General features: G+C 72.3%; 18 protein-coding genes. 12 read left to right on the forward strand and 6 right to left on the reverse strand.

Going from position 1 to position 18,876, the window contains the following annotated elements; genetic code table 11:
• Positions 1 to 15: 15 nt before the first annotated feature.
• Positions 16 to 783 (reverse strand): helix-turn-helix domain-containing protein, encoded by a 768-nt coding sequence (locus tag LL648_RS29085; RefSeq protein WP_232665953.1) that lies wholly within the window; start codon positions 781 to 783, stop codon positions 16 to 18.
• A gap of 96 nt (positions 784 to 879) precedes the next feature.
• On the opposite strand from LL648_RS29085, the gene LL648_RS29090 reads away from it, so the two are divergent.
• From LL648_RS29090 to LL648_RS29100, 3 genes are all read left to right on the forward strand, one after another.
• The gene (locus LL648_RS29090; RefSeq protein WP_232665954.1) at positions 880 to 1,746 is read left to right on the forward strand and encodes a phytanoyl-CoA dioxygenase family protein; all 867 of its coding nucleotides are present in this window, start codon (positions 880 to 882) and stop codon (positions 1,744 to 1,746) included.
• The gene (locus LL648_RS29095; RefSeq protein WP_232665955.1) at positions 1,743 to 2,048 is read left to right on the forward strand and encodes a hypothetical protein; all 306 of its coding nucleotides are present in this window, start codon (positions 1,743 to 1,745) and stop codon (positions 2,046 to 2,048) included. Before LL648_RS29090 ends, LL648_RS29095 begins: the two co-directional genes overlap by 4 nt.
• Before the next feature lie 122 nt (positions 2,049 to 2,170).
• Positions 2,171 to 2,527 (forward strand): hypothetical protein, encoded by a 357-nt coding sequence (locus tag LL648_RS29100; RefSeq protein WP_232665956.1) that lies wholly within the window; start codon positions 2,171 to 2,173, stop codon positions 2,525 to 2,527.
• A gap of 176 nt (positions 2,528 to 2,703) precedes the next feature.
• On the opposite strand, the gene LL648_RS29105 is transcribed toward LL648_RS29100, so the two are convergent.
• A complete protein-coding gene (locus LL648_RS29105) occupies positions 2,704 to 3,762 on the reverse strand; it encodes a LacI family DNA-binding transcriptional regulator (RefSeq protein WP_232665957.1) in 1,059 nt (352 codons plus the stop codon).
• 144 nt (positions 3,763 to 3,906) lie between these two features.
• On the opposite strand from LL648_RS29105, the gene LL648_RS29110 reads away from it, so the two are divergent.
• Genes LL648_RS29110 through LL648_RS29130 form a run of 5 tightly spaced genes read left to right on the forward strand, consistent with a single transcriptional unit; the run spans position 3,907 to position 9,070 of the window.
• Complete coding sequence (locus tag LL648_RS29110) at positions 3,907 to 5,271, forward strand: ABC transporter substrate-binding protein (protein ID WP_232665958.1); 1,365 nt, start codon at positions 3,907 to 3,909, stop codon at positions 5,269 to 5,271.
• A gap of 1 nt (position 5,272) precedes the next feature.
• On the forward strand, positions 5,273 to 6,190 hold the full coding sequence (locus LL648_RS29115; RefSeq protein WP_232665959.1) for a carbohydrate ABC transporter permease: 918 nt from the start codon (positions 5,273 to 5,275) through the stop codon (positions 6,188 to 6,190).
• Positions 6,187 to 7,122 (forward strand): carbohydrate ABC transporter permease, encoded by a 936-nt coding sequence (locus LL648_RS29120; protein WP_232665960.1) that lies wholly within the window; start codon positions 6,187 to 6,189, stop codon positions 7,120 to 7,122. Before LL648_RS29115 ends, LL648_RS29120 begins: the two co-directional genes overlap by 4 nt.
• Positions 7,119 to 7,991, forward strand: a complete 873-nt coding sequence (locus LL648_RS29125; protein ID WP_232665961.1) for a sugar phosphate isomerase/epimerase family protein — start codon at positions 7,119 to 7,121, stop codon at positions 7,989 to 7,991. Before LL648_RS29120 ends, LL648_RS29125 begins: the two co-directional genes overlap by 4 nt.
• Positions 7,988 to 9,070, forward strand: coding sequence for a Gfo/Idh/MocA family protein (locus LL648_RS29130; protein ID WP_232665962.1), 1,083 nt, complete (start codon positions 7,988 to 7,990; stop codon positions 9,068 to 9,070). Before LL648_RS29125 ends, LL648_RS29130 begins: the two co-directional genes overlap by 4 nt.
• Before the next feature lie 67 nt (positions 9,071 to 9,137).
• Here the strand turns inward: LL648_RS29130 and LL648_RS29135 are convergent, their stop codons facing one another.
• The 4 genes from LL648_RS29135 to LL648_RS29150 form a co-directional block, all read right to left on the reverse strand.
• Positions 9,138 to 10,667: a CYTH and CHAD domain-containing protein gene (locus LL648_RS29135; RefSeq protein ID WP_232665963.1), complete on the reverse strand. Its 1,530-nt coding sequence runs from the start codon at positions 10,665 to 10,667 to the stop codon at positions 9,138 to 9,140.
• 84 nt (positions 10,668 to 10,751) lie between these two features.
• Positions 10,752 to 11,645 (reverse strand): TIGR03621 family F420-dependent LLM class oxidoreductase, encoded by an 894-nt coding sequence (locus LL648_RS29140; protein WP_232665964.1) that lies wholly within the window; start codon positions 11,643 to 11,645, stop codon positions 10,752 to 10,754.
• Between the two features lie 24 nt (positions 11,646 to 11,669).
• Entirely contained in the window at positions 11,670 to 12,995 is a 1,326-nt protein-coding gene (locus LL648_RS29145) for a glutamine synthetase family protein (protein ID WP_232665965.1), read from the reverse strand.
• Between the two features lie 642 nt (positions 12,996 to 13,637).
• Positions 13,638 to 13,793, reverse strand: a complete 156-nt coding sequence (locus tag LL648_RS29150) for a DUF6131 family protein (protein WP_232665966.1) — start codon at positions 13,791 to 13,793, stop codon at positions 13,638 to 13,640.
• 284 nt (positions 13,794 to 14,077) lie between these two features.
• Between LL648_RS29150 and LL648_RS29155 the strand changes: the two genes are divergently transcribed.
• The 4 genes from LL648_RS29155 to LL648_RS29170 are packed head-to-tail and all read left to right on the forward strand — an operon-like array spanning position 14,078 to position 18,835.
• Positions 14,078 to 16,810 (forward strand): ABC transporter substrate-binding protein, encoded by a 2,733-nt coding sequence (locus LL648_RS29155; protein ID WP_232665967.1) that lies wholly within the window; start codon positions 14,078 to 14,080, stop codon positions 16,808 to 16,810.
• A 2-nt stretch (positions 16,811 to 16,812) separates the two neighbouring features.
• Positions 16,813 to 17,439, forward strand: coding sequence for a 2'-5' RNA ligase family protein (locus LL648_RS29160; protein WP_232665968.1), 627 nt, complete (start codon positions 16,813 to 16,815; stop codon positions 17,437 to 17,439).
• Positions 17,440 to 17,462: 23 nt separating this feature from the next.
• Positions 17,463 to 17,999 carry a MarR family transcriptional regulator gene (locus LL648_RS29165; RefSeq protein ID WP_232665969.1) on the forward strand — a complete coding sequence of 179 codons (537 nt, stop codon included), beginning with the start codon at positions 17,463 to 17,465 and terminating at the stop codon, positions 17,997 to 17,999.
• On the forward strand, positions 17,999 to 18,835 hold the full coding sequence (locus tag LL648_RS29170) for an EamA family transporter (protein WP_232665970.1): 837 nt from the start codon (positions 17,999 to 18,001) through the stop codon (positions 18,833 to 18,835). The genes LL648_RS29165 and LL648_RS29170 overlap by 1 nt, the downstream gene beginning before the upstream one ends.
• Positions 18,836 to 18,876 lie beyond the last annotated feature (41 nt).

Below are 18,876 nucleotides of genomic sequence, written 5' to 3' on the forward strand. Positions count from 1 at the left end.
GCCGCCGCACCTACCTCAGCCGGCCGCGCGCAATGCCCGTGGCGAGGCCCCCAGCTCGCGCCGGCACGTCTTGTTGAACGCCTGCAGGTCCGGGATGCCGACGGTGGCGGCCACCGCGGGGATCGACATCGTCGACGACGTCAGCAGGTACCGGGCCCTGGCCAGCCTGCGGTGGCGGATGTAGGCGACCACGGTCATGCCGGTGTGGGCGCGGAACAGCCTGGTCAGGTGGTTGTGCGAGACATCCGCGACGGCGGCCACGGCAGGCACGGTGAGCGGCTGCGCCAGGTTCGCCTCGATGTGCGCGAGCGCGCGGGTCAACCCGTCGTGCGCGGCGGTCGCCGGCCTCGGCTGCTCCGGCACGGTCGCGGCCCGCCACAGCGCCGCCCACACCTCGGCCGTCACCTGCGGCGACCCGCCGGGGAACGCGTCGACGGCGCGCCGCAGCATGTCGGAGATCTGGGCCGCGGCCGGTCCGGCGTCGCGGACGACGGGCACCAGGCAGGGCTCGCCGACGTGCTCGGTGCTGAAGTGCGCGAAGAGGTGCTCGGATCGCCCCCGGTAGTCGAAGCGCACCTGCTCCCCCGGCGGCACGAAGCTCACCGAACCCGGACGGACGGGGTGCGTCGCACCGAGCAGCGTCAGCTCGGCGCTGTAGCCGTAGACGTGGAACTGCCACAGGCCGCGCAGCTGGAACACGTCGCGCAACGACCTGACGCCGTGCACCCCGACCCCGACGTTCGCGACCGCCGGGGCGCGCTCGAGGTACAGGGGGACCGTCATGGTGAGAAATTACCAGTAGTGGTGATCGAAACCCACGCATGAGCAGGCGGTCTCTGTCTAGCCTTGGCGAGTGCCGACCACTCGAATCGGAGAGAGATGACCACTTCGACGCACCAGAAGCACCTCCTCACCTCTGTGCAGATGGCCCACTTCGTGGCGCACGGATCGCTCCGGATGGACGCCGTCGTGCCCGCCGAGATGAACGAGCAGGCGATCGCCGTCCTCGACGCCGGGATCCCGGCCGTCCCGTACGGCACCCCGCTCGCCGACACGTTCGAGCCCGGCTCGCTGCCCGAGCGTCTCGTGCAGCTGCCCGAGGTCGCCGGCGCGATCCGCAGCCTGGTCGGGCCGGACCCGGTCGTCGACCACCACGCCGTCCACATCCGCAAGGCGCACGAGGGCGAGGCGCAGAACCTGCACGCCGACGCGATCATCGACGTCCGCGAGGACGCGTTCGACGTGCAGCTCATGTACTACCCGCAGGAGGTGACGCTCGAGATGGGCGGCACCCTCAGCGTCCCGGGCAGCCACCTGCGCCGCACCAACGAGTCCGACACCGGCCGTTACCAGAACCTGCTCGGCCAGAGCCGCCTGACCTGCCCCGCCGGCACCGTCGTCTTCCTGCACCACGGCATCTGGCACGGCGGGCGGCGCAACGACAGCGACGTCGACCGCTACATGTTCAAGATCCGCTTCAATCCGACGGTGCGCCAGGTCCGGCTGTGGGACACCGACGACCTCTACGACGAGGGCGTCGCCGCCGAGCTGAACACCCGTTTCCCCTGGTACGAGACCGCCACCGGACGCCTGGAGATCTACAACCGGGCCAAGCTGTGGCAGGCGCTCACCGGCGACGACACCGCCGACCCGGACTACTGGGTGACCCGCGTGTCCAACCGGCCCCGCCGCGTCGTCGCGCAGCGCAGCCTCAACCCGCACGCAGCCCGCAAGGAGATGGCATGACCGCGGCGACCCAACCCCAAGCCGTCCAGCAGGACCTCCGCCAGCAGGTGCTCGTGCTCTACCTGGCCTCGTCGGCGCTCGACGCGAAGGTCGTCGGCTGGTCCACCTACGACGGCACCGGCGCCACCACCCCCACCACGGGCGACAGCGACGTCCCGCCGTACACGACGGGACTCGACGCGCTCAAGGACGGCTGGCGGCTGTTCCAGGCGGCGCAGCTGCTGCCGCCCCACCCCGGGCACGAGTACGACACGTCGTTCCTGAAGCACGAGTTCTTCTTCGAGAAGCTCGTCGCCGTCTGACGGCCCTACCGCGGCGGACGTAGGCACAGCTACGACGCGCGGCGGACGACGTGACGGATTGCTCGCGGCAACCATTCCCCAGCCGGCCGGACCGTCCGGTCACCGAGGGAAGCGGGCACGCCATGAACGCCAGGAGCGCCACCGTCATCGGCCTCGTCACCGGCGCCGTGGGGATCGCGATCCTCTACGTCGCCGGTGTCGCGATGCCGATCATCCCGCCCGGCATGGTGCTGCTACTGGCCGCGGCGCTGCTGGTCGGATCGACCCGCATGCGCTGGGCCCCCGTGCTCGGCGTGGTGATCGCGCTCTCGGAGATCGCGGGGTTCGTCCTCAGCGGCTCGTTCCGAGCGCTCGTCGACCTCGACCCGGTGACGATCTTCGGCGGGACCTGGGTGCGGCTGGCCGGCGTCGTGCTGGCGACGGTCGCGGGCGTCGTCGCGACGGTTCAGAACTACCGGGGCGCGCCCGTCGCGGCGTAGGGCGCCGCGAACGCGGGGTGCCAGGAAAGCCACTTTCCTGTCCTGCGGCGCCAGGAAAGCCACTTTCCTGGCACTGCCGTGACCACTCCGAGGTCCGCCGGGGCGGCTAGGCGCGGGGACGTGCCGCCCCGCCGCCGCCACCCCGGCCGGAGGCCGGCCCGCGCCCCGCGGCCGCATCACGGCGCCGGCGCCGGCGTCGGCGCCGGCGCCGGCCCCGTCGACTCCCGGACGGTGAGCGTCGTCGCCAGCAGCTCCTGCTCGCGGTGGGCGGAGCGGCCCGTCCCCCGCCCCAGGAGGTCGAGCAGCATGTCGGTGGCGACGCGGCCGGCGCGCTCGATGGGCGCGGTGAGCGTCGTCAGCGCGGGGTGGCAGAAGTCGGCGCCGAAGATGTCGTCGCAGCCCACCACGCTCATCTCGCCCGGCACGTCGACGCCGCGCTCGGCGAGCCGCCCCAGCATCCCGATCGCGAGCAGGTCGTTGAACGCGAGCACGGCGCTCGCCCCGGTGTTGATCACCGCGTCGGCCGCCGCGGCGCCGGCGCGGACCGTCGGCGGGAACGGCCCGAGCCGCACTGCGTGCAGCCCGAGGCGGCGCGCGGCGGTGTAGACCGCCCGCCAGCGCCGTCCGTTCGACCACGAGCCGGCGGGTCCCGCGGCGTAGGCGAGCTTGCGGTGCCCCAGCGACGCCAGGTGTTCCACGGCCTGCACGGCGCCGTCCGCACTGTCGATCACGACCGTGGGCACCCCCCGCGTGCCCCGGTTCAGCGCCACCAGCGGGACGCTCGACGCGACCTGCTCCAGGTCGGCGTCCGAGAGCCGCGAGGCCGCGAGGATCAGCCCGTCGACGGCCTTCGGCATGCGCGCCAGGTGCCGCGCCTCCACCTCGGCCGACTCCTCGGTGTCGACGAGCATCAGCGAGTACCCCGCCGCCGCGGCCTGCGCCTGCGTGCCGCGGATGACGTCGAAGAAGAACGGGTTGGTGATGTCGGGCATGAGGAGCCCGATGGTGTCGGTGCGCCCGGAGAGCAGCGAGCGGGCCCGCGGGTTGGGCTGGTAGCCGAGCTCGTCGGCGGCCGCGACGACCCGCTGACGGGTGGCCTCGCTGACCCGCCCCGGCATCGTCAGCGCGCGCGACACGGTGGAGACCGCGACCCCGCACCGGGCGGCGACGTCGCTGATCGTCGGGCCGGCGCGGCGGGCCTTGCGGGTCTTGTGGGGGCTGCCGCCGTCGCGCATACCACCCTCCTCGCCTGTCGGCCGCCTGTGGTCGGCCGACAGGATGGCAGTAGTGGCAACTTTTGGCAAAGGGTTGCCACCCCAACGTGAAGGGCCTACCGTCCCCGCCAAGTTCGACCAGGTGTCTGACAAGGAGGTCGCCCCATGGCCGCAACCCGGAGAGCAACCACGTGGGCCGCCATCGCGGCCGCGGCGGCGCTCGCACTCGCAGGCTGCGGTGGCGGGGGTGGCAGTGGCGGGAGTGGCAGTGGCGCGGGCAACGGCGGCGGGTCGACCGGCCCGATCAACGTGCTGGTGGGGGCCAGTGCGCAGTACCCCGAGCAGCAGAAGGAATGGTTCACCCACATCAAGGACGTCTTCAAGCAGCGCACCGGCGCCGACGTCAACTTCGAGACGTTCGCCTCCGCCGCCGACGAGCAGACCAGGATCCAGACGGCCGTCGTCTCCGGTGAAGGTCCCGACGTCTACTCGCTCGGCACGACCTTCACTCCCGTCGCCTACTCGACGGGCGCGTTCACGAAGTTGGGCCCCGCGGAATGGACGGCCGTCGGCGGCAAGGACCGGTTCACCCCTGCGACGCTCGCGATGTCCGGTCCCAATGACACCGACCAGGTCGGCGTGCCGTTCCTGTCGCGCCCGTTCGTCATGGCCTACAACAAGGCCCTGTTCCAGCAGGCCGGCCTCAGCGGCCCGCCCACCACGTGGGACCAGCTGGTCGAGTACGGCAAGAAGCTGACGAAGGACGGCGTGCACGGCGTCGCGGTCGGCTACGCCGACAACTACGACCCCTGGAAGTTCGTCTGGATGTACGCGAACCAGTACGGCAACCCGCTGATCGACGGCAAGCAGGTCCGCCTCGACGACCCGACGGTCGTGCGGGCCTACCAGGAGTACTTCGGGCTGCTGACCGAGGACAAGATCGTCAACCCGGAGGCCGTCGGCTGGAGCAACCCGCAGGCGCTGGCGTCGTTCGCCGCCGGCAAGTCGGCGATGATGCTCATGACCACGCCGACGTCGATCCCGACGCTCGACGCATCTCCGATCGCCGACCAGTACGTCTACGCCCCGATGCCGGCCGTGCCGCCCGGCGAGGCCGCGCTCCCGGCCGGTGGCCGGCCCGCGACGACGATCGTCTCCGGCGACAACATCGCGGTCGCCGACTACTCGCGCAACAAGGACCTCGCGTTCAAGTTCGTGGAGCTGGTGACGAGCGAGGCGGAGCAGGCGCACTACACGTCGGTGTTCGGCGACCTGCCGGCCAACGCCGCCGCGGCCACGACGATCATCAATTCGAACGCGAAGCTCGCCCCGATCATCGAGGCCGGCAAGGGCGCCGTCGCGACGCCGTTCACCGGCGCGTGGTCGGAGGTGCAGCTGGCGCTGACCAACGTCGCCGTGCAGTCGCGGCCGGAGCTCGCGGCCGGTGCGGTGCCGCAGGGAGCGATCGCCGGCCGGCTGGCCGAGGCCCAGCAGGCCGCCCAGCAGGCTCTCGACCGGGCGGGCCAGTAGCGTGCCGGCCGGCGCGGTCCGGCAGGCGCGCAAGGCCGGGACGACGGGACGCCCGCTGTGGCTGATGGCGCCGGGCGGGCTCCTGATCGCGCTGGTCATCCTGGTCCCGGCGGTGCTGGCGCTGTGGATGTCCTTGCTGCAGCTCGACCAGTACAGCCTCCGGACCTGGCTGTCGGCGCCGTTCGTCGGGCTCGGCAACTACGTCGAGGCGTTCGTCGGCAGCAGGTTGCTGCACTCGGTGTGGGTGAGCGTGGCGTTCGGTGTGCTGACGACGCTGCTCACGCTGCCGATCGGGGTCGCGGCCGCGCTCGCAGCGCACAACGCGTTCCGCGGCCGTGCGCTCGTGCGCTCTGTGTTCCTCATCCCCTACGTGCTGCCGTCGTTCGTCACCGCGACGATCTGGCGGACGCTGCTGCAGCCCAGCGGCGCGGTCAACGAGTCGCTGAGCTGGTTCGGGATCGACGGCGGGCTGTGGCTGATCGGGGACCGCAGCTTCTGGACGCTGGTGCTGGTCGACACCTGGGCGGCCTGGCCGTTCATCTACCTGCTCGCGCTCGCCGGGCTGCAGGTGATCGACCGCGAGGCGCACGAGGCCGCCGCGCTCGACGGCGCGAGCTGGAGCCAGAAGCTGCGGTACGTCGTGCTGCCCTACCTGCGGGGTCCGCTCGCGCTCGCGGTGATCATCGCGACGCTGAGCCACATCAACAACTTCACGCTGCCGTACGTGCTGTTCGGCAGCCCGGCCCCGCGGCCGGTGGAGGTGCTGCCGATGCTGACCTACACGACCTCGTTCCAGACCGTCCGGTTCGGCTTGGGCTCGGCGATGGCGATCCTGTCGGTGGTGCTCATCGCGATACCGCTGTTCATCTACCTGCGGGCCGTGCGGCTCGACACCGGCAACCGGGCGGGCGAGCGATGACGGCGTCGACCAAGCAGGACGCACCATCGGGCGAGGCCGTCGCGAACGCACCCGTGGGCAGGCCACGGCAGAGCCGCCACGACGCCGTGACCGCGGTGCTGCCGGGTTGGCTGCGGGTCGTCGTGCTGACGCTGCTGGTGGCGGCGGTGACAATTCCGGTCGGGTACATCCTCGTCGCGTCGTTCATGCCCGACGTCGACGTCGCGAACGGCCAGATCGTCCCCGACGAGATCACGACGCAGAACTACGTGCGCATGTGGAGCACGGTCGACCTCGCCGGCGGGCTGGCCAACAGCCTGGTCGTCTCCGGCATCGTCGCGATCATCTCCGCGATGATCGCCACCATCACCGCGTACTGCCTGGTGCGGTTCGCGTTCCGCGGGCGGCTGACGATCCTGCGCGGCCTGGTCGCGCTGCAGAGCCTGCCCGGGACGCTCCTGCTGCTGCCGATCTTCGTGCTGTTCTCCTCGGCGCGGACCTACCTCGACATCACGATCATCGGCACCAGGTTCGGCCTGATCGTCACCTACCTGACGTTCGCACTGCCGTTCTCGACCTGGGTGATGGTCACCTACCTGCGCGGGTTGCCCCGCGAGCTGGAGGAGGCCGCGATGCTCGACGGATGCTCCCCCATCGGTGTGCTGCGCCGCGTGGTGGTCCCGCTGAGCTGGCCCGGCATCGTCGTCGCAGCCGTGTTCGCGTTCCTGCTCGGCTGGAACGACGTGCTGTTCGCCTCGGTGATGACCAGGCCGGAGACCGAGACGGTCGCGGTGGCGCTGCAGGTGTTCGGGCTGTCGCAGGAGGGTGGGGCGATCCCGCTCTACGGTCAGCTGATGTCCTCGGCGCTGGTCTGCGCGCTTCCCGTCGTCGTGCTCTACATGATCTTCCAGCGCTACCTCGTCGGTGGCCTGACCGCAGGAGGAGTGAAGTGACCGCAGTGAACGGCACCCCGGTCAACGGCACAGCCGTGAGCTGGACGCTCTCGGGTTTCGCCGACGAGATCGCGCCCGACCCGAACGTCCAGATCGCCGTGCTGGAGGCGCTCGGCATCCGGCACATCGAGGTGCGCAGCGCGTGGGGCACCAACATCGTCGAGCTGGAGCCGGAGCGGGTGGCCGAGCTGGCCGGGTTGCTGCGCTCGAACGGGATCGGCACCTCGGCGATCGGCTCGCCGATCGGGAAGGTGCCCTCGACCGTCGACGTCGACTCGGAGGTCGCGCGGTTGCGGCGGATCATCGCGGCCGCGCACGCGCTCGAGGCGACGTACGTCCGGATCTTCTCCTTCTACCCGCCGGAAGGGACGAAGCCGGAGGATGCGCGCGACGACGTGCTGCGCAGGCTGTCCGCGCTCGCGGCGCTCGCGGAGCAGGAGGGGGTCGTGCTGCTCCACGAGAACGAGAAGGACATATACGGCGACACCCCCGAGCGCTGCCTCGACCTGCTGGAGAGCGTCGGATCGCCCGCGCTGCGGGCGGCGTGGGACGCCGCGAACTTCGTGCAGGTCGGTGTCGGGCGCCCGTTCACCGACGGCTACGCGATGCTGCGGCCCCACCTGGAGTACCTGCAGGTCAAGGATGCGCGCTCGGCCGACGGGACGGTCGTGCCCGCCGGTGACGGCGACGGGCAGGTCACCGAGACGATCGCGGCGCTGCGCGACGACGGCTACGCCGGGTATGCCTCGATGGAGCCGCACCTCGCCGACGCGCACTCGATGGGCGGGTTCTCCGGCCCGTCGGCGTTCGGCGTCGCAACACGCGCGTTCACCGCGCTGCTCGACCGGGCGGGAGTGGGCTACCGGTGACGGCTGAGTTGGGGTTCGCCGTCGTCGGCTGCGGCATGATCGGCGGGCACCACGCGCAGGTGATCACCGGTGGCGCCGGGATGCGGCTCGCGGCGCTCGTCGACGTCGAGGAGGAGCGGGCGACGAAGCTGGCCGACCGGGTCGCCGCGGAGTTCGGTGCGAGCCGGCCGGCGGTGAGCACATCGCTCGCCGAGGTGCTCGCACGGCCCGACGTCGACGCCGTCGCCGTGTGCGTGCCCAGCGGCCTGCACGCGGAGATCGCCGTCGTCGCACTGGAGGCGGGCAAGCACACGGTGATCGAGAAGCCGATCGACGTCGGGCTGGCCGCCGCCGGCCGGATCGCGTCGGCGGCGGATGCGGCGGGGGTGGTCACCGCGGTCATCAGCCAGCACCGCTTCGACCCCGCCAGCCAGGTCGTGCGCCGCGCGATCGACGCCGGCCGGTTCGGGCAGCTCACCTCGGCCGTCGCCTCGCTCTCGTGGTGGCGCGGCCAGGGCTACTACGACTCCGGTGACTGGCGCGGCACGTGGGCGCTCGACGGCGGCGGCGCGCTCATGAACCAGGGGGTGCACACGCTCGACCTGCTGCTGTGGTTCCTCGGCACCCCCGTAGACGTGCACGCCACCACGGCGTTGCTGGCGCACGAGCGCGTCGAGGTCGAGGACACCGTCGCGGCCACCATCCGGTTCGAAAGCGGTGCGCTAGCCACCCTGCACGCCACCACCGCGGCCTTCCCCGGTGTCTCCGCACGGCTGCAGGTGCACGGCACCCGGGGCTCCGCGGTGATCGACAACGACGAGCTCGTGTACTTCCACGCCGCCACCGGCGACGACGTCGACGACTACGGCAGCGCCGGCTCCGGCAACCAGGCGGCCGAGGAGCTGGCCGGCGTCCCCGACGGTGGCCTGGATCTGGCCTCCGCCCAGTCGCGGCAGTACGCCGACGTGCTCGCCGCGATCGCGGAGGGCCGCGCACCGCTGGTCGGCGTTCCGGAGGCGACGCTGGCGCTGGCCACCGTGCGCGCCGTATACGAGTCGGCCGCCGCCGGCTCGACGGTGCGCGTGGCCGACGTGAGGTGAGGCGTCGACAACGACGTTCTGGCTGTTGTGAGCGCTAACAAACAGCCAGAACGTCGTTGTCAACGGCTTACAGGTGCTTCGTGGCGGCTTTGTCCAGGCGCTTCCACGGTTTCGGGAGTGCCAGCCGGGCGTGTTCGGCTTCGGTGTGCTCGTTGGCGTGCAGCAGGCCGTGGGTGAAGCCGTTCGTCCCGTCGAGGTGGGCCTGGACGGCCAGCTCGCGGATCACCGGCTGCGCCGTCACGGCGTCCTGGTGGTCGCCGAGCAGCGAGTGCACGGCCTTGAGTCGGCGGTGCAGCCGCTTGGCCGGCTTGCCCAGCGCGGGCCGGGCGACCTCGACGGCGTAGCGCATCCGTTTTGCGGCCTTGCGGGTCTCGTGCAGGCCGAGGTCACGCTCGGCGGCCGACGGTGCAGCGTCGGCGGTCGCCTTTCGGCTGCGGGTGCGCCGCCACGACCTCGCCACACCGCGGGGCAGCTCCTTGCGGGCCTTCCGGGTGGCCTTCGCGGTGAACGGCGGGTCGGCGAGCAGCCGGTCGATCAGCTCCTGCAGCGCGAGGTATCGGTCGCTGTCGAGCGCCGCGATGGCGGCAACCCGACCTTCGGCCTTGCGACGTTCCAGCGTCCTGGTCATGTGCGCGGCGACCGGCCCGAGCACGAGCTCGTCCGGCAGCGCCGTGATCGCGGCGCCCAACCGCTCCTCGGTGACCTCGCCGTCGCGCGCCCCGGCCAGCTCCTGCCCGATCCACCGCAGCTCCTCGACGAGCGGCTCGGTGGCGGCCCGGTCGAGCACCCGCCGGTAGGCCTGCAAGGCGCTGCGCAGCCGCCGTGCGGCGACCCGCATCTGGTGGACGGCGTCGGGGGCGTCGCGTCGCACGAGCGGGTCGTACCGCCGCAGCTCCGACGCCTGCTCCTGCACGTAGTCGAGCACGACCGCGCCGGCGGAGCCCTTCTTCGCAGGTCGCGTCGTCGCGGGCGGGAGCCGGTCACCCAGCACGCGCGCGAGCTTCGCCCCGGACGTCGCCGGCCGCACCCCGCCGGAGAGCAGCCGGCGCTCCAGCTTGTCGAGGAGCTTCTGCTCACCCTTCCTGGTGCCGCCCGCGAGCACCTCGACCTCGACCTCGCGCCACGACATGGCGCTGGTCTCGGCGCCCATGGTGTGCGCGTCGACGGAGTCCTCGGCGATCTCCGCCGTTCCCGCGCTGTCGGTGAGCACCCACTGGCGCCGGTGCGTCGCCAGCGTTGCCACCGGTCGCAGGGCGGCGCCCCTGGTGTGCACGCGGACCAGCGCGGCGAGCTCCGCAGGTGGCGTCACCCGGTCGTCGGTCAGCGGCAGCCGGATCTCCTCGCGCGTGTCCTTCCCGGCCGGCAGCTTCAGGTGCCAGCCCGGATCCGACCCGCCTTCCCGGCGGCGCAGCGTGATGCCCGCGCGCAGCAGCCGGAGGTCGTCGGTGTCGAAGTAGGTCGCGTCGAGGTGCTCGTCGACCCCGCCGGAGGGGTCGAGGTCCAGCAGGGTCGCGGGGTCCGGCTGGTCGCCGGTGCCCTCGTACTTCCGTTCGGTCTCCCGCGCCGATCTGGCGCTGGTCGCAGCTGTGTTGCCCATCGAATTGCGTACCCGCACCGGGCTGTGGTCACACGGGCTGGGAGGGTCCTGAACAGCTGGCGCCGCGCAGTAGGTCCCAGCTGTTCAGGGCGCTCCTAGGCCGTTGAGTTCCTGGATGATCGGCGCGAACTCCGCCAGGTACGGGTCGAGCACCGTGATCGAGGTGAACCCGTAGCGCTCGCGCAGCCCGCGGACCTTCGCCACGACCTCCTCGACCGTGCCCATGAGGAACGTCGGCAGGGCCAGCACCTGCTCCACCGTCGCGTCCGGCATGTGCGCCAGCAGCGGCTGGGCGGCAGCGGCAGCGTCGTCGGTGACGACGACCTGCTGCACGAGCAGGTTCAGCTCGACCTGCGCCGCCCGTTCGCCCGCGCGCGCCTTGAAGTAGGCCACCCGCTCGTCCAGCTCGTCGCCGGGGACGATGCGCAGGCCCGACGGCGCCGTCGGGTCGGTCGCCGCGCCGGAGAAGCCCGCGATCGCGGCGTGCTCGGCGGCGAGGCCGAGCACGCGGTTGCCGTTGCCGCCGATGAGCAGCGGCGGGTGCGGGCGCTGCACGGCGGCGGGCCGGTGCGCCTCGGCCGAGAGCGCGGCGCGCAACTCCACGATCACGCTCTCCAGCCGGTCCACCCGCTCGCCCGGGGTCCCGAACGGCACCCCGGCCTGGTCGAACTCGGCCCGCGCGTACCCGGCGCCGAGCCCGACCTCGAGACGCCCGCCGGAGAGCACGTCGAGCGTGGCGACCGACCGGGCCAGCACCGCCGGGTTCCAGAACGCGACGTTGAGCACGAACGTGCCGAGCCGCGGCGTCGTCGTGACCTCGGCGGCCGTCGCGAGCATCGCGAACGGGTCGGGCATGCCGAGGTGATCGGCGACCATGATCACGTCGTAGCCGGCCGCCTCCGCAGCCCGGCAGGTCTCGACGAACGTGTCGCGGGTCGAGATCGACGTGACGTTGACGCTGAAGCGGAAGTCCCCCATCGGTTCACCGTAGGAGCGCGGCGGTCAGAACCGCCATCGCACAGCGTCCACGATCTCCTGCGGTGTCGCGTCCGCATAGCTCTCGGCCTCCGCGCGGCGCACCGTCACGATCGCGTCGTGCAGCTCCGGCCCCATCGCCGCGGCCAGCACGTCCGACGCCACCAACCGGTCGGCCGCCTCCGCGGACGTGGTGGGCAGCCGCGGCGGGGCACCGGTCGTGAGCCCCGCAGGATCGCCCGCGATCTCCGGAGGCAGCCGCAGGTCCGCCGCCACCCCCGCCAGCCCGGCCGCGATCACCGCGCCCACCACGAGGTACGGGTTGCCGGTCGCGTCGAAGCACTTGATCTCGGCGTTCGCCGCCCAGGATTCCGTGCCGCGCATCCCGGTGACGAACCGAAGCCCGGCCTCGCGGACCTCTCGCCCCCAGGCCTGCCACACCCCCGCCCAGCGCGACGGCTGCAGCCGCAGGAAGCTCGCCGGGTTGCCGGCACCGATGGCGACGAGCGCCGGCAGCTCGGAGAGCACCCCCGCGAGGAAGGCCTCGCCCGCCGGCTGCAGCCCGTGGGGCCCGGGGCCGCCCGCGAACAGCGACGAGTCGCCCTCGCGGACCGAGAAGTGCAGGTGCGCGCCGGAGCCCGACCCGTCGGGGTCGACGCTCGGGGCGAACGACGCCCGCCACCCGTGCGCCCTGCTGAGCTGCCGGATCGTGTGCCGGACGAGGACGGCGTCGTCGGCCGCCCCGACGGGGTCGTTCGGCGCGACCGAGAGCTCCACCTGCGACAACGCGTACTCCGGGTGGAACTGCTCGACCCCGATGCCCTGCCGCTGCACCGCGTCGACGAGGTCCAGGGCGTATCCCTCGACGTCGCCGAGCCGGACGATCCCGTACCCCGGCCCGCGCACCACCGGCACGAACTCGTCGGTGTCGGCACCGAGCGACCATTCGGTCTCGAACGCCATCCGCAGCTGCAGCCCGGCCCGTTGCGCCGCTTCGACCTGGCGGGCGGCGAACAGCCGCTGGCACGGCCCGAACGGCTCGCCGTCCTGCCCGAACTTCATGGCGGGAGCCCACGCCCAGCCCGGCGAGCCGGCCAGCGCGGTGAGCCGGCCGAGGTCGGGGACGAGCCGCAGGTCGCCGTCGGGACCGCCGAGGTGGCGCCCGATTATCATCCGGTCGTCGAACGTGAAGGTCTCGAAGCAGGGCGACATCCCGACGCCGTAGCGGGCGACCTGGTCGAGCCGGCCCGTCGGGACGCCTTTCACGCGGGTGATGCCAGCGTTGTCCACATGGGTGATCGCCACCATCGTCGGACCGCTGTCCCTATCGCCGCCCGCATTCAGGTCAGTCACGACCGGAACCGTAGCGCCGCAGGACGATCGAACGGCGCAAGGCGCCCGCACCGTCCATGCGTTCGTTCGGCTTTCAGACACGTTGTTTGGCCCACTCGGGTGGACCCTTTGTGAAGCGGGTGGGGGTCCGGGACGCTCGGACGGGTGAGGCAGGCTGGGTATGCGCCCACGAGCAGTCGCATTACCGCTTCGGTAGTCGCCGTGTCCGCGATCGCTGCGCTCACCGCGGCGTGCGGCGGAGCCCCACCCAGTGCCCCCACGCGACCGGCGACCACCCCACGCCGGACGCCGCGCCGCCGGCGAGGACGCGCTGGTCGGGCCGCACGGCTCGCGGAACGCCAACCCGCCGCGCGCCCCCGAGGTGTCGTTCTTTCCCTGGAAGAACGGGCAGCTGGGCACGCAGCAAACGCTCGTCGGCGGGTTCCAGAACGCCGACGGCGGCCGATGGGGCGTCCGGTGGCCGCAACCGTCGGGCCCGACAACGCCGTGTACGTCACCGACGACACCGCGGGTGCCGTCTACCGGCTCACACCGCCGGGAGTGCGCTGAACCTTCGCCGTCCGTGTCGGGCGCCGGACACACGTCGGGCGTGCGGGGTGATCGTCACCCCGCACGCCCGACGCGCGTCATTCGATGGTGCGGCTAGAAATAATGCCGACGACCACCGACGGCCCTGCCCGTGCCGCCCAGTACCAGCAGGACGACACCGACCACCAGCAGGATCCCGCCGATGTAGTACAGCAGCGAGATGCCCAGCAGCCAGCCGAGCACGAGCAGTATCAGACCGAGGATGATCATGTTGCCCTCCGGTTCTCAGGTGCGGCGGGATACCCGCTCGAACGCCTTCTCATTCACCTGATCACCAATTGGTCGTCCACGACGTACGGCACCTCTGCAGGTCGGCGCAACCCGTTGCGCCGAACGGCAAAACCGGTGACGCCCGGGACATGTCCTTTCACGCTCCGCAACCGCTCGCCGCACCCTCCCGCGCGATCGTCGCCGCGCAGGCGCGCCGGGAGGACTACCGGTGCTGTGATCCGGCGCACAGACAGTCGCCGGATCGTGAAAGAGGGCAGGGACGAGTGCCCACGTTCGAGAACTTCGCGGAGTTCCCCAAGCTCATCGAGACCGTGCGGGCGCTCTACCGCCGCCGGCGCCGCCGCTGCACGTGGCGGGACACGCCACCGATCCTGGGCTGCGTGCAGCCGCGCCTGCGTGAGGACGGCGGCCTGCTGGAGTCGATCTCGGCACGTCTGACGTCGAGCAACCCGCGGCTGCACGTGCCCCATGCGCGCGTGGAGCTCGAACCGGGCGGCGCCACCTCGGCGACGGCCGACCCGGATCTCACCCGGCTCACGCACGACGACGTCGGCGCGCTCGCCACCGTCCTGTTCACCATCGCGGATCGGCTCGCGCGCGCGAACCGCGGGGCCTACCGGTTCCCGCGCTTCTGGCTCGCCTGCTGGCTGATGGAGCACGAAGTCGCCGCAGGCCCGCATCCGGTCCGCATGGGCGAGCTGCGCCGCGCGCTGTACGAGCGCGCCGTGCGACCGGCGACGTCCGCCGTCGCGGCCGCCGACACCGCCTCGGACGGCCTGCCTGGTTGGGTACGTGCGCTCGGCATGTTCCTGACGCCGGTGTTCTTCCGCGTGCGGCAGAGCGGCCGGGTGCCGCTCCTCGGCGGCATCTACCGATGGTTCCGGCGCAAGCAGCCCTACATGGCGCCGGGCAACGACAGCTTCTTCGAGCTCGCCCTGCGCCTGAGCAAGAAGGAGTGGTCCCACGAGGAGCCGGACCAGGTGGCCCGGCTGCTCGTCAACGCGTTCCTCGAAGACCTCACGGTGCCCTTCCTCGGCCGGGGCTGGATCCGGCGCTACCGGACGACGTTCCCGATCGTCCTGCTCGACGGGATCACCCGCCGCAACGGCGGCTACACGCTGCTGCGCATGATCGCCGCGATCCGCAACGACACCCGCAAGTTCGACCCGCTCCTGCTGATCACCACCAGCCGCCGGGTCCCGCCGCTGGCCGAACCACCGGTGCCCGACCCGGACAGCGCCGATCCGGGGCGGGCGTTGCGCCGCTGGATCGTCCGGATGCCCGAGCAGAGCCGTCGGCGCGACATCGTCGCCTGGGTCGCCACCATCACCATCCCGGAGGCGGCGACGGACGATCTCGCCGCGGTCACCGCGGCGCTCGAACCCCTCCAGCGCCCGCCCCGACCATGGCTCCGGACCCGCCGGGCCGGCGGGCTGATCGCCGCGGCGCTCCTGCTCGCCGCGGGCGGCAGCTACACGGGCTTCGGCCTCCTGCACAGCCACGAGCACTGCGGCGACGGCTTCACGTGGCTGGGTGTGGAGCCGACCACCTCGACCATCCACCGGGTCGGTGACACCTGCGTCGGCGTGACCGACGGCAGCAACCCGATGCTGTTGCAGGGGAACGGGTTCGACGTGGTCCGCGCGACGGTCCTCGCGCAGAACGAGCGTGCGCTGCGGGTCCACGAACAGCAGCCGGACCGGCCGATCATGACGCTGGTGTTCCTCGCGGCGGTCGACACAGCGGCCGCGCCGGGCGAAGAGGCATTGTCGGCGGAGAGCGAGCAGCTTGCGGGGGTGGCCGTGGCGCAGGCCGTCCAGCTCGCCAAGCCGCAGGACAACGAGCCCCTCATCCGGGTCCTCATCGCCAACACCGGACCCGGCCTCCAGCACGGTCCGGAGGTGGCGAAGCAGCTCGGCGCGATGGCGAAGGCGGATCCCAGCATCGTCGCCGTCACCGGCCTCGTCGAGAGCCGGGCCTCGACCGCCACCATGATCAGGGAGCTGGCCGCGGTGGGGCTGCCCACGGTGGTCGCCAACCTGACCGCCGACCCGATGGAATCGGTCAGCGAGCTGTACTTCCAGATCAGCCCGCAGAACATGCGCGAGGCCGCGGTCGCCGCCGAGCACGTCGAGAACCTGCTGGAAACCGGCACGCAGCCGTTCGGGCGGCCGATCGAGCGCCGTGCCGTCGTCTACAGGTCCGCCGACGTCGAGGACGTCTACAGCCAGAACCTCGCGGCCGACTTCGAAGCCGCCTTCGCGAAGAAGGGCTTCCAGGTGCGGACCGTCCCCTTCGCCCCCGCCCGACCCAGGTCGACCGGCAAGGACGCGGGCGCCGCCGGCCGAGAGGCCTGCGACGCCGCCGGGGGCGTGGTCCTCTACGCCGCGCGCGGGCCGGTGGACTTCCAAGGCTTCCTCAACGGTGTGTCCGAACGCTGCCGGGACGACCCGCCGTACATCCTGGGCGGCGACGACGTCACCCGGTACGTCGCGAACCGCCCGGTGAGCGGCGCCAACCGATCGGTGCCCTACCAGTTCCTCAGCCTCGCAACCGGCCCCGAGGTGCAGAGCGAGCCACCGGTGGAGTCGACCGACTTCTACGCGGCGCTCAACGACCTGTTCCCCGAGGAGTCCGTCATCAGGAGCCGGACGCTGGACGGGCACGCCGCGCTCAACTACGACGCCGCGTACACGGTGGTCGTCGCCGTGCGCTACCTGCGCGACAACCACGTCCAGATCAACGGCGGCACGGTGTGGCGAGCGCTGATGTCGGTGACCGACGCCGCCGATGCGCGGCAGAGCTACCGCGGGGTGACGGGGCGGATCGACTTCGGCGGCACCGTCGACCGGAGGGTGCCCGTCGACAAGCCCGTCACGATCGTCACGTTCCGCGACGGCGGACCGGACGCGCGCGAGACGATCGTGTGCGGTCCGCTGACCGACCCGGACACTCCGCAGTGGTGTCCGGCCGACGAGGCAGAAGGAGCTAACTGACGGTGCACGACGACCGGCTGGTCGACCACTGGTGGCAGCGACCGGGCAGGCCGCCCGGTCGGCACGTGCTCACCTGGCACCTGACCTTCGAGAACGCGCTACAGCTGCACAGGGCGGCCGAGGCGTACCAGTCGGCGCTCGCGGAGTTGCCGCTGCTGCGCCCCGTCCCGCCGAGGTGGCTGCACGTCACGCTCCAGGCGGTCGGGTTTGCCGACGAGGTCGAGGAGGGGACGGCCGAGGAGCTGATCGATGCGGTGCGCAAGCAGCTCTCCGCGCTGCCGGCGTTCACCGTGCACTTCGGCCGTCCCGTCGTCCACCGCGAGGCCGCGACGTTGAAGGTCGAGCCGGCCGCGCCGGTGGCCGACGTGCTCGACGCCGTCCGGGCAGGCGTCGAGACCGTGCTCGGCCCGCTGCCCGAGCGCACCCGCCCGTTCCACCCGCACGTGTCGATCGCCTACAGCGGCGGCGAGGGTGAGTCCGCGCCGTACGTCGAGGCGCTCGCCGCCGTCGACCCGGGGCCGGTCGAGGTCGAGATCACGCAGGTCAGCCTGATCCGGCAGGAGCGGTTGCTCGACCCGCACTGGTTCTACCGGTGGGACACGGTGGCGGTCGCCGCGCTGCAGGGCTGATCAGGGCCTGTTATGCATGAGTCATGCATGATGGCCCCGACACAACGAGGACCGCGAACCTGCTGGGCGCAACCGCACTCGCCGTCACGGACCTGGCGATCACCGGTTCGGCCCGCGCGGTCGGGCTGAGCACGAGCGCCGCGGCCGCGCTGGTGATCCTGTCGACGGCGCCCGGCCCGAGCGTCAGCGATCTGGGCCGCCGGATCGGGCTCAGTCAGCCGGCCGCGGCCCGGATGGTCGCGTCGATGGAGTCGACGGGGCTGGTCCGGCGCGCGCCGGGCGCAGGCCGCGAGGTCAGCGTGCACCCGACCCCCGACGGCGAGCGGACCGCGGCAGCATTGCTCGCCGCGCGTGAAAGCGCGCTGCGCAGGCTCGTCGCGGCGCTCGACCCCGACGCGCAACAGGCGCTCGCCGCGGCGCTCGGCACGCTGCTCACCGAGCTGCACGGCGAGGTCGGCAGCGCCGAGCTGCTCTGCCGGATGTGCGACCGGGCATGCTGCGTCGACGGCGCAGTCTGCCCGGTGGGGCAGGCCCAACGCGACAGCCTGCGCGGTAGCTGATGGGCGCGCTGCTGGCGGTGGCCTCCGCGGTGAGCTACGGGATCTCCGACGTCATCGGGGGCGTCGCGGCGCGCAAGGCGTCGTTCATCCGGGTGGCGCTCGTCGGGCAGCTGGCCGGCTTCCTGACGATGGCGGCAGCCGCGCTGCTCCTCACGCCCGCTCCCCCGACGCTCGAAGGCGTGGCGTGGGGCGCGCTCTCCGGCGTCGGCACCGGTGCTGCGATGACGTTCCTGTTCCGCGGCATCGCCAGGGGCGCGATGAGCGTGGTGGTGCCGGTCAGCGCGGTCGGCGGGGTGGCGCTGCCGGTGCTGGTGGGCGTCGCGCTGCTCGGCGAGCGCCCCACGGCGGTGGCGTGGGTCGGGATCGTGCTCGCGGTGCCCGCCCTGTGGTGGGTCTCGCGCGGCGACAGCGCCAACGGTGCCGGCCGGGGCGGCGTGCTCGACGCGCCGCTCGCCGGCGTCGGCATCGCCGTCCAGTACCTCACGCTCGCGCAGGCCGGCGGCGACTCCGGGGTCTGGCCCGTGGTCGCGGGCCGGGTCACCGCGGTCGTTGCGGTCGTCGCGCTCTTCGCCGTCCTTCGACCCACGGCGCAGCGCGAGCGGCAGCACCACGACCTCGCCGCAGCCGGCGCCGGCGTGCTCGCCGGGCTCGCGCTGGTCTGCTACCAGCTCGCCACCCGCACCGAGCTGGTGACGGTCGCCGTGGTGCTCTCGTCGCTGTACCCGGTGATCCCGGTGGTGCTGGGGGTCGTCCTGCTCGCGGAGCGGCTCACCTGGCGCCAGCTCTGCGGGCTAGGTGGGGCGCTCGCCGCGACCGTCCTGATCGCGATCGGGTGACCATCGACGGTTAGCGCGCCCGCCACGGGGGAAGTGCACGC

The sequence above is a fragment of the Pseudonocardia sp. TRM90224 genome (assembly GCF_021245725.1).
Taxonomy (GTDB): domain Bacteria; phylum Actinomycetota; class Actinomycetes; order Mycobacteriales; family Pseudonocardiaceae; genus Pseudonocardia.

Excerpts from the sequence above, each read along its gene's own strand:
- LL648_RS29120 (WP_232665960.1), top strand. The coding sequence starts at position 6,187 with ATGACGGCGTCGACCAAGCAGGACGCACCATCGGGCGAGGCCGTCGCG.
- LL648_RS29085 (WP_232665953.1), bottom strand. The coding sequence starts at position 783 with ATGACGGTCCCCCTGTACCTCGAGCGCGCCCCGGCGGTCGCGAACGTC.
- LL648_RS29135 (WP_232665963.1), bottom strand. The coding sequence starts at position 10,667 with ATGGGCAACACAGCTGCGACCAGCGCCAGATCGGCGCGGGAGACCGAA.
- LL648_RS29170 (WP_232665970.1), top strand. The coding sequence starts at position 17,999 with ATGGGCGCGCTGCTGGCGGTGGCCTCCGCGGTGAGCTACGGGATCTCC.
- LL648_RS29165 (WP_232665969.1), top strand. The coding sequence starts at position 17,463 with ATGCATGATGGCCCCGACACAACGAGGACCGCGAACCTGCTGGGCGCA.
- LL648_RS29100 (WP_232665956.1), top strand. The coding sequence starts at position 2,171 with ATGAACGCCAGGAGCGCCACCGTCATCGGCCTCGTCACCGGCGCCGTG.
- LL648_RS29140 (WP_232665964.1), bottom strand. The coding sequence starts at position 11,645 with ATGGGGGACTTCCGCTTCAGCGTCAACGTCACGTCGATCTCGACCCGC.
- LL648_RS29105 (WP_232665957.1), bottom strand. The coding sequence starts at position 3,762 with ATGCGCGACGGCGGCAGCCCCCACAAGACCCGCAAGGCCCGCCGCGCC.
- LL648_RS29150 (WP_232665966.1), bottom strand. The coding sequence starts at position 13,793 with ATGATCATCCTCGGTCTGATACTGCTCGTGCTCGGCTGGCTGCTGGGC.
- LL648_RS29090 (WP_232665954.1), top strand. The coding sequence starts at position 880 with ATGACCACTTCGACGCACCAGAAGCACCTCCTCACCTCTGTGCAGATG.
- LL648_RS29095 (WP_232665955.1), top strand. The coding sequence starts at position 1,743 with ATGACCGCGGCGACCCAACCCCAAGCCGTCCAGCAGGACCTCCGCCAG.
- LL648_RS29110 (WP_232665958.1), top strand. The coding sequence starts at position 3,907 with ATGGCCGCAACCCGGAGAGCAACCACGTGGGCCGCCATCGCGGCCGCG.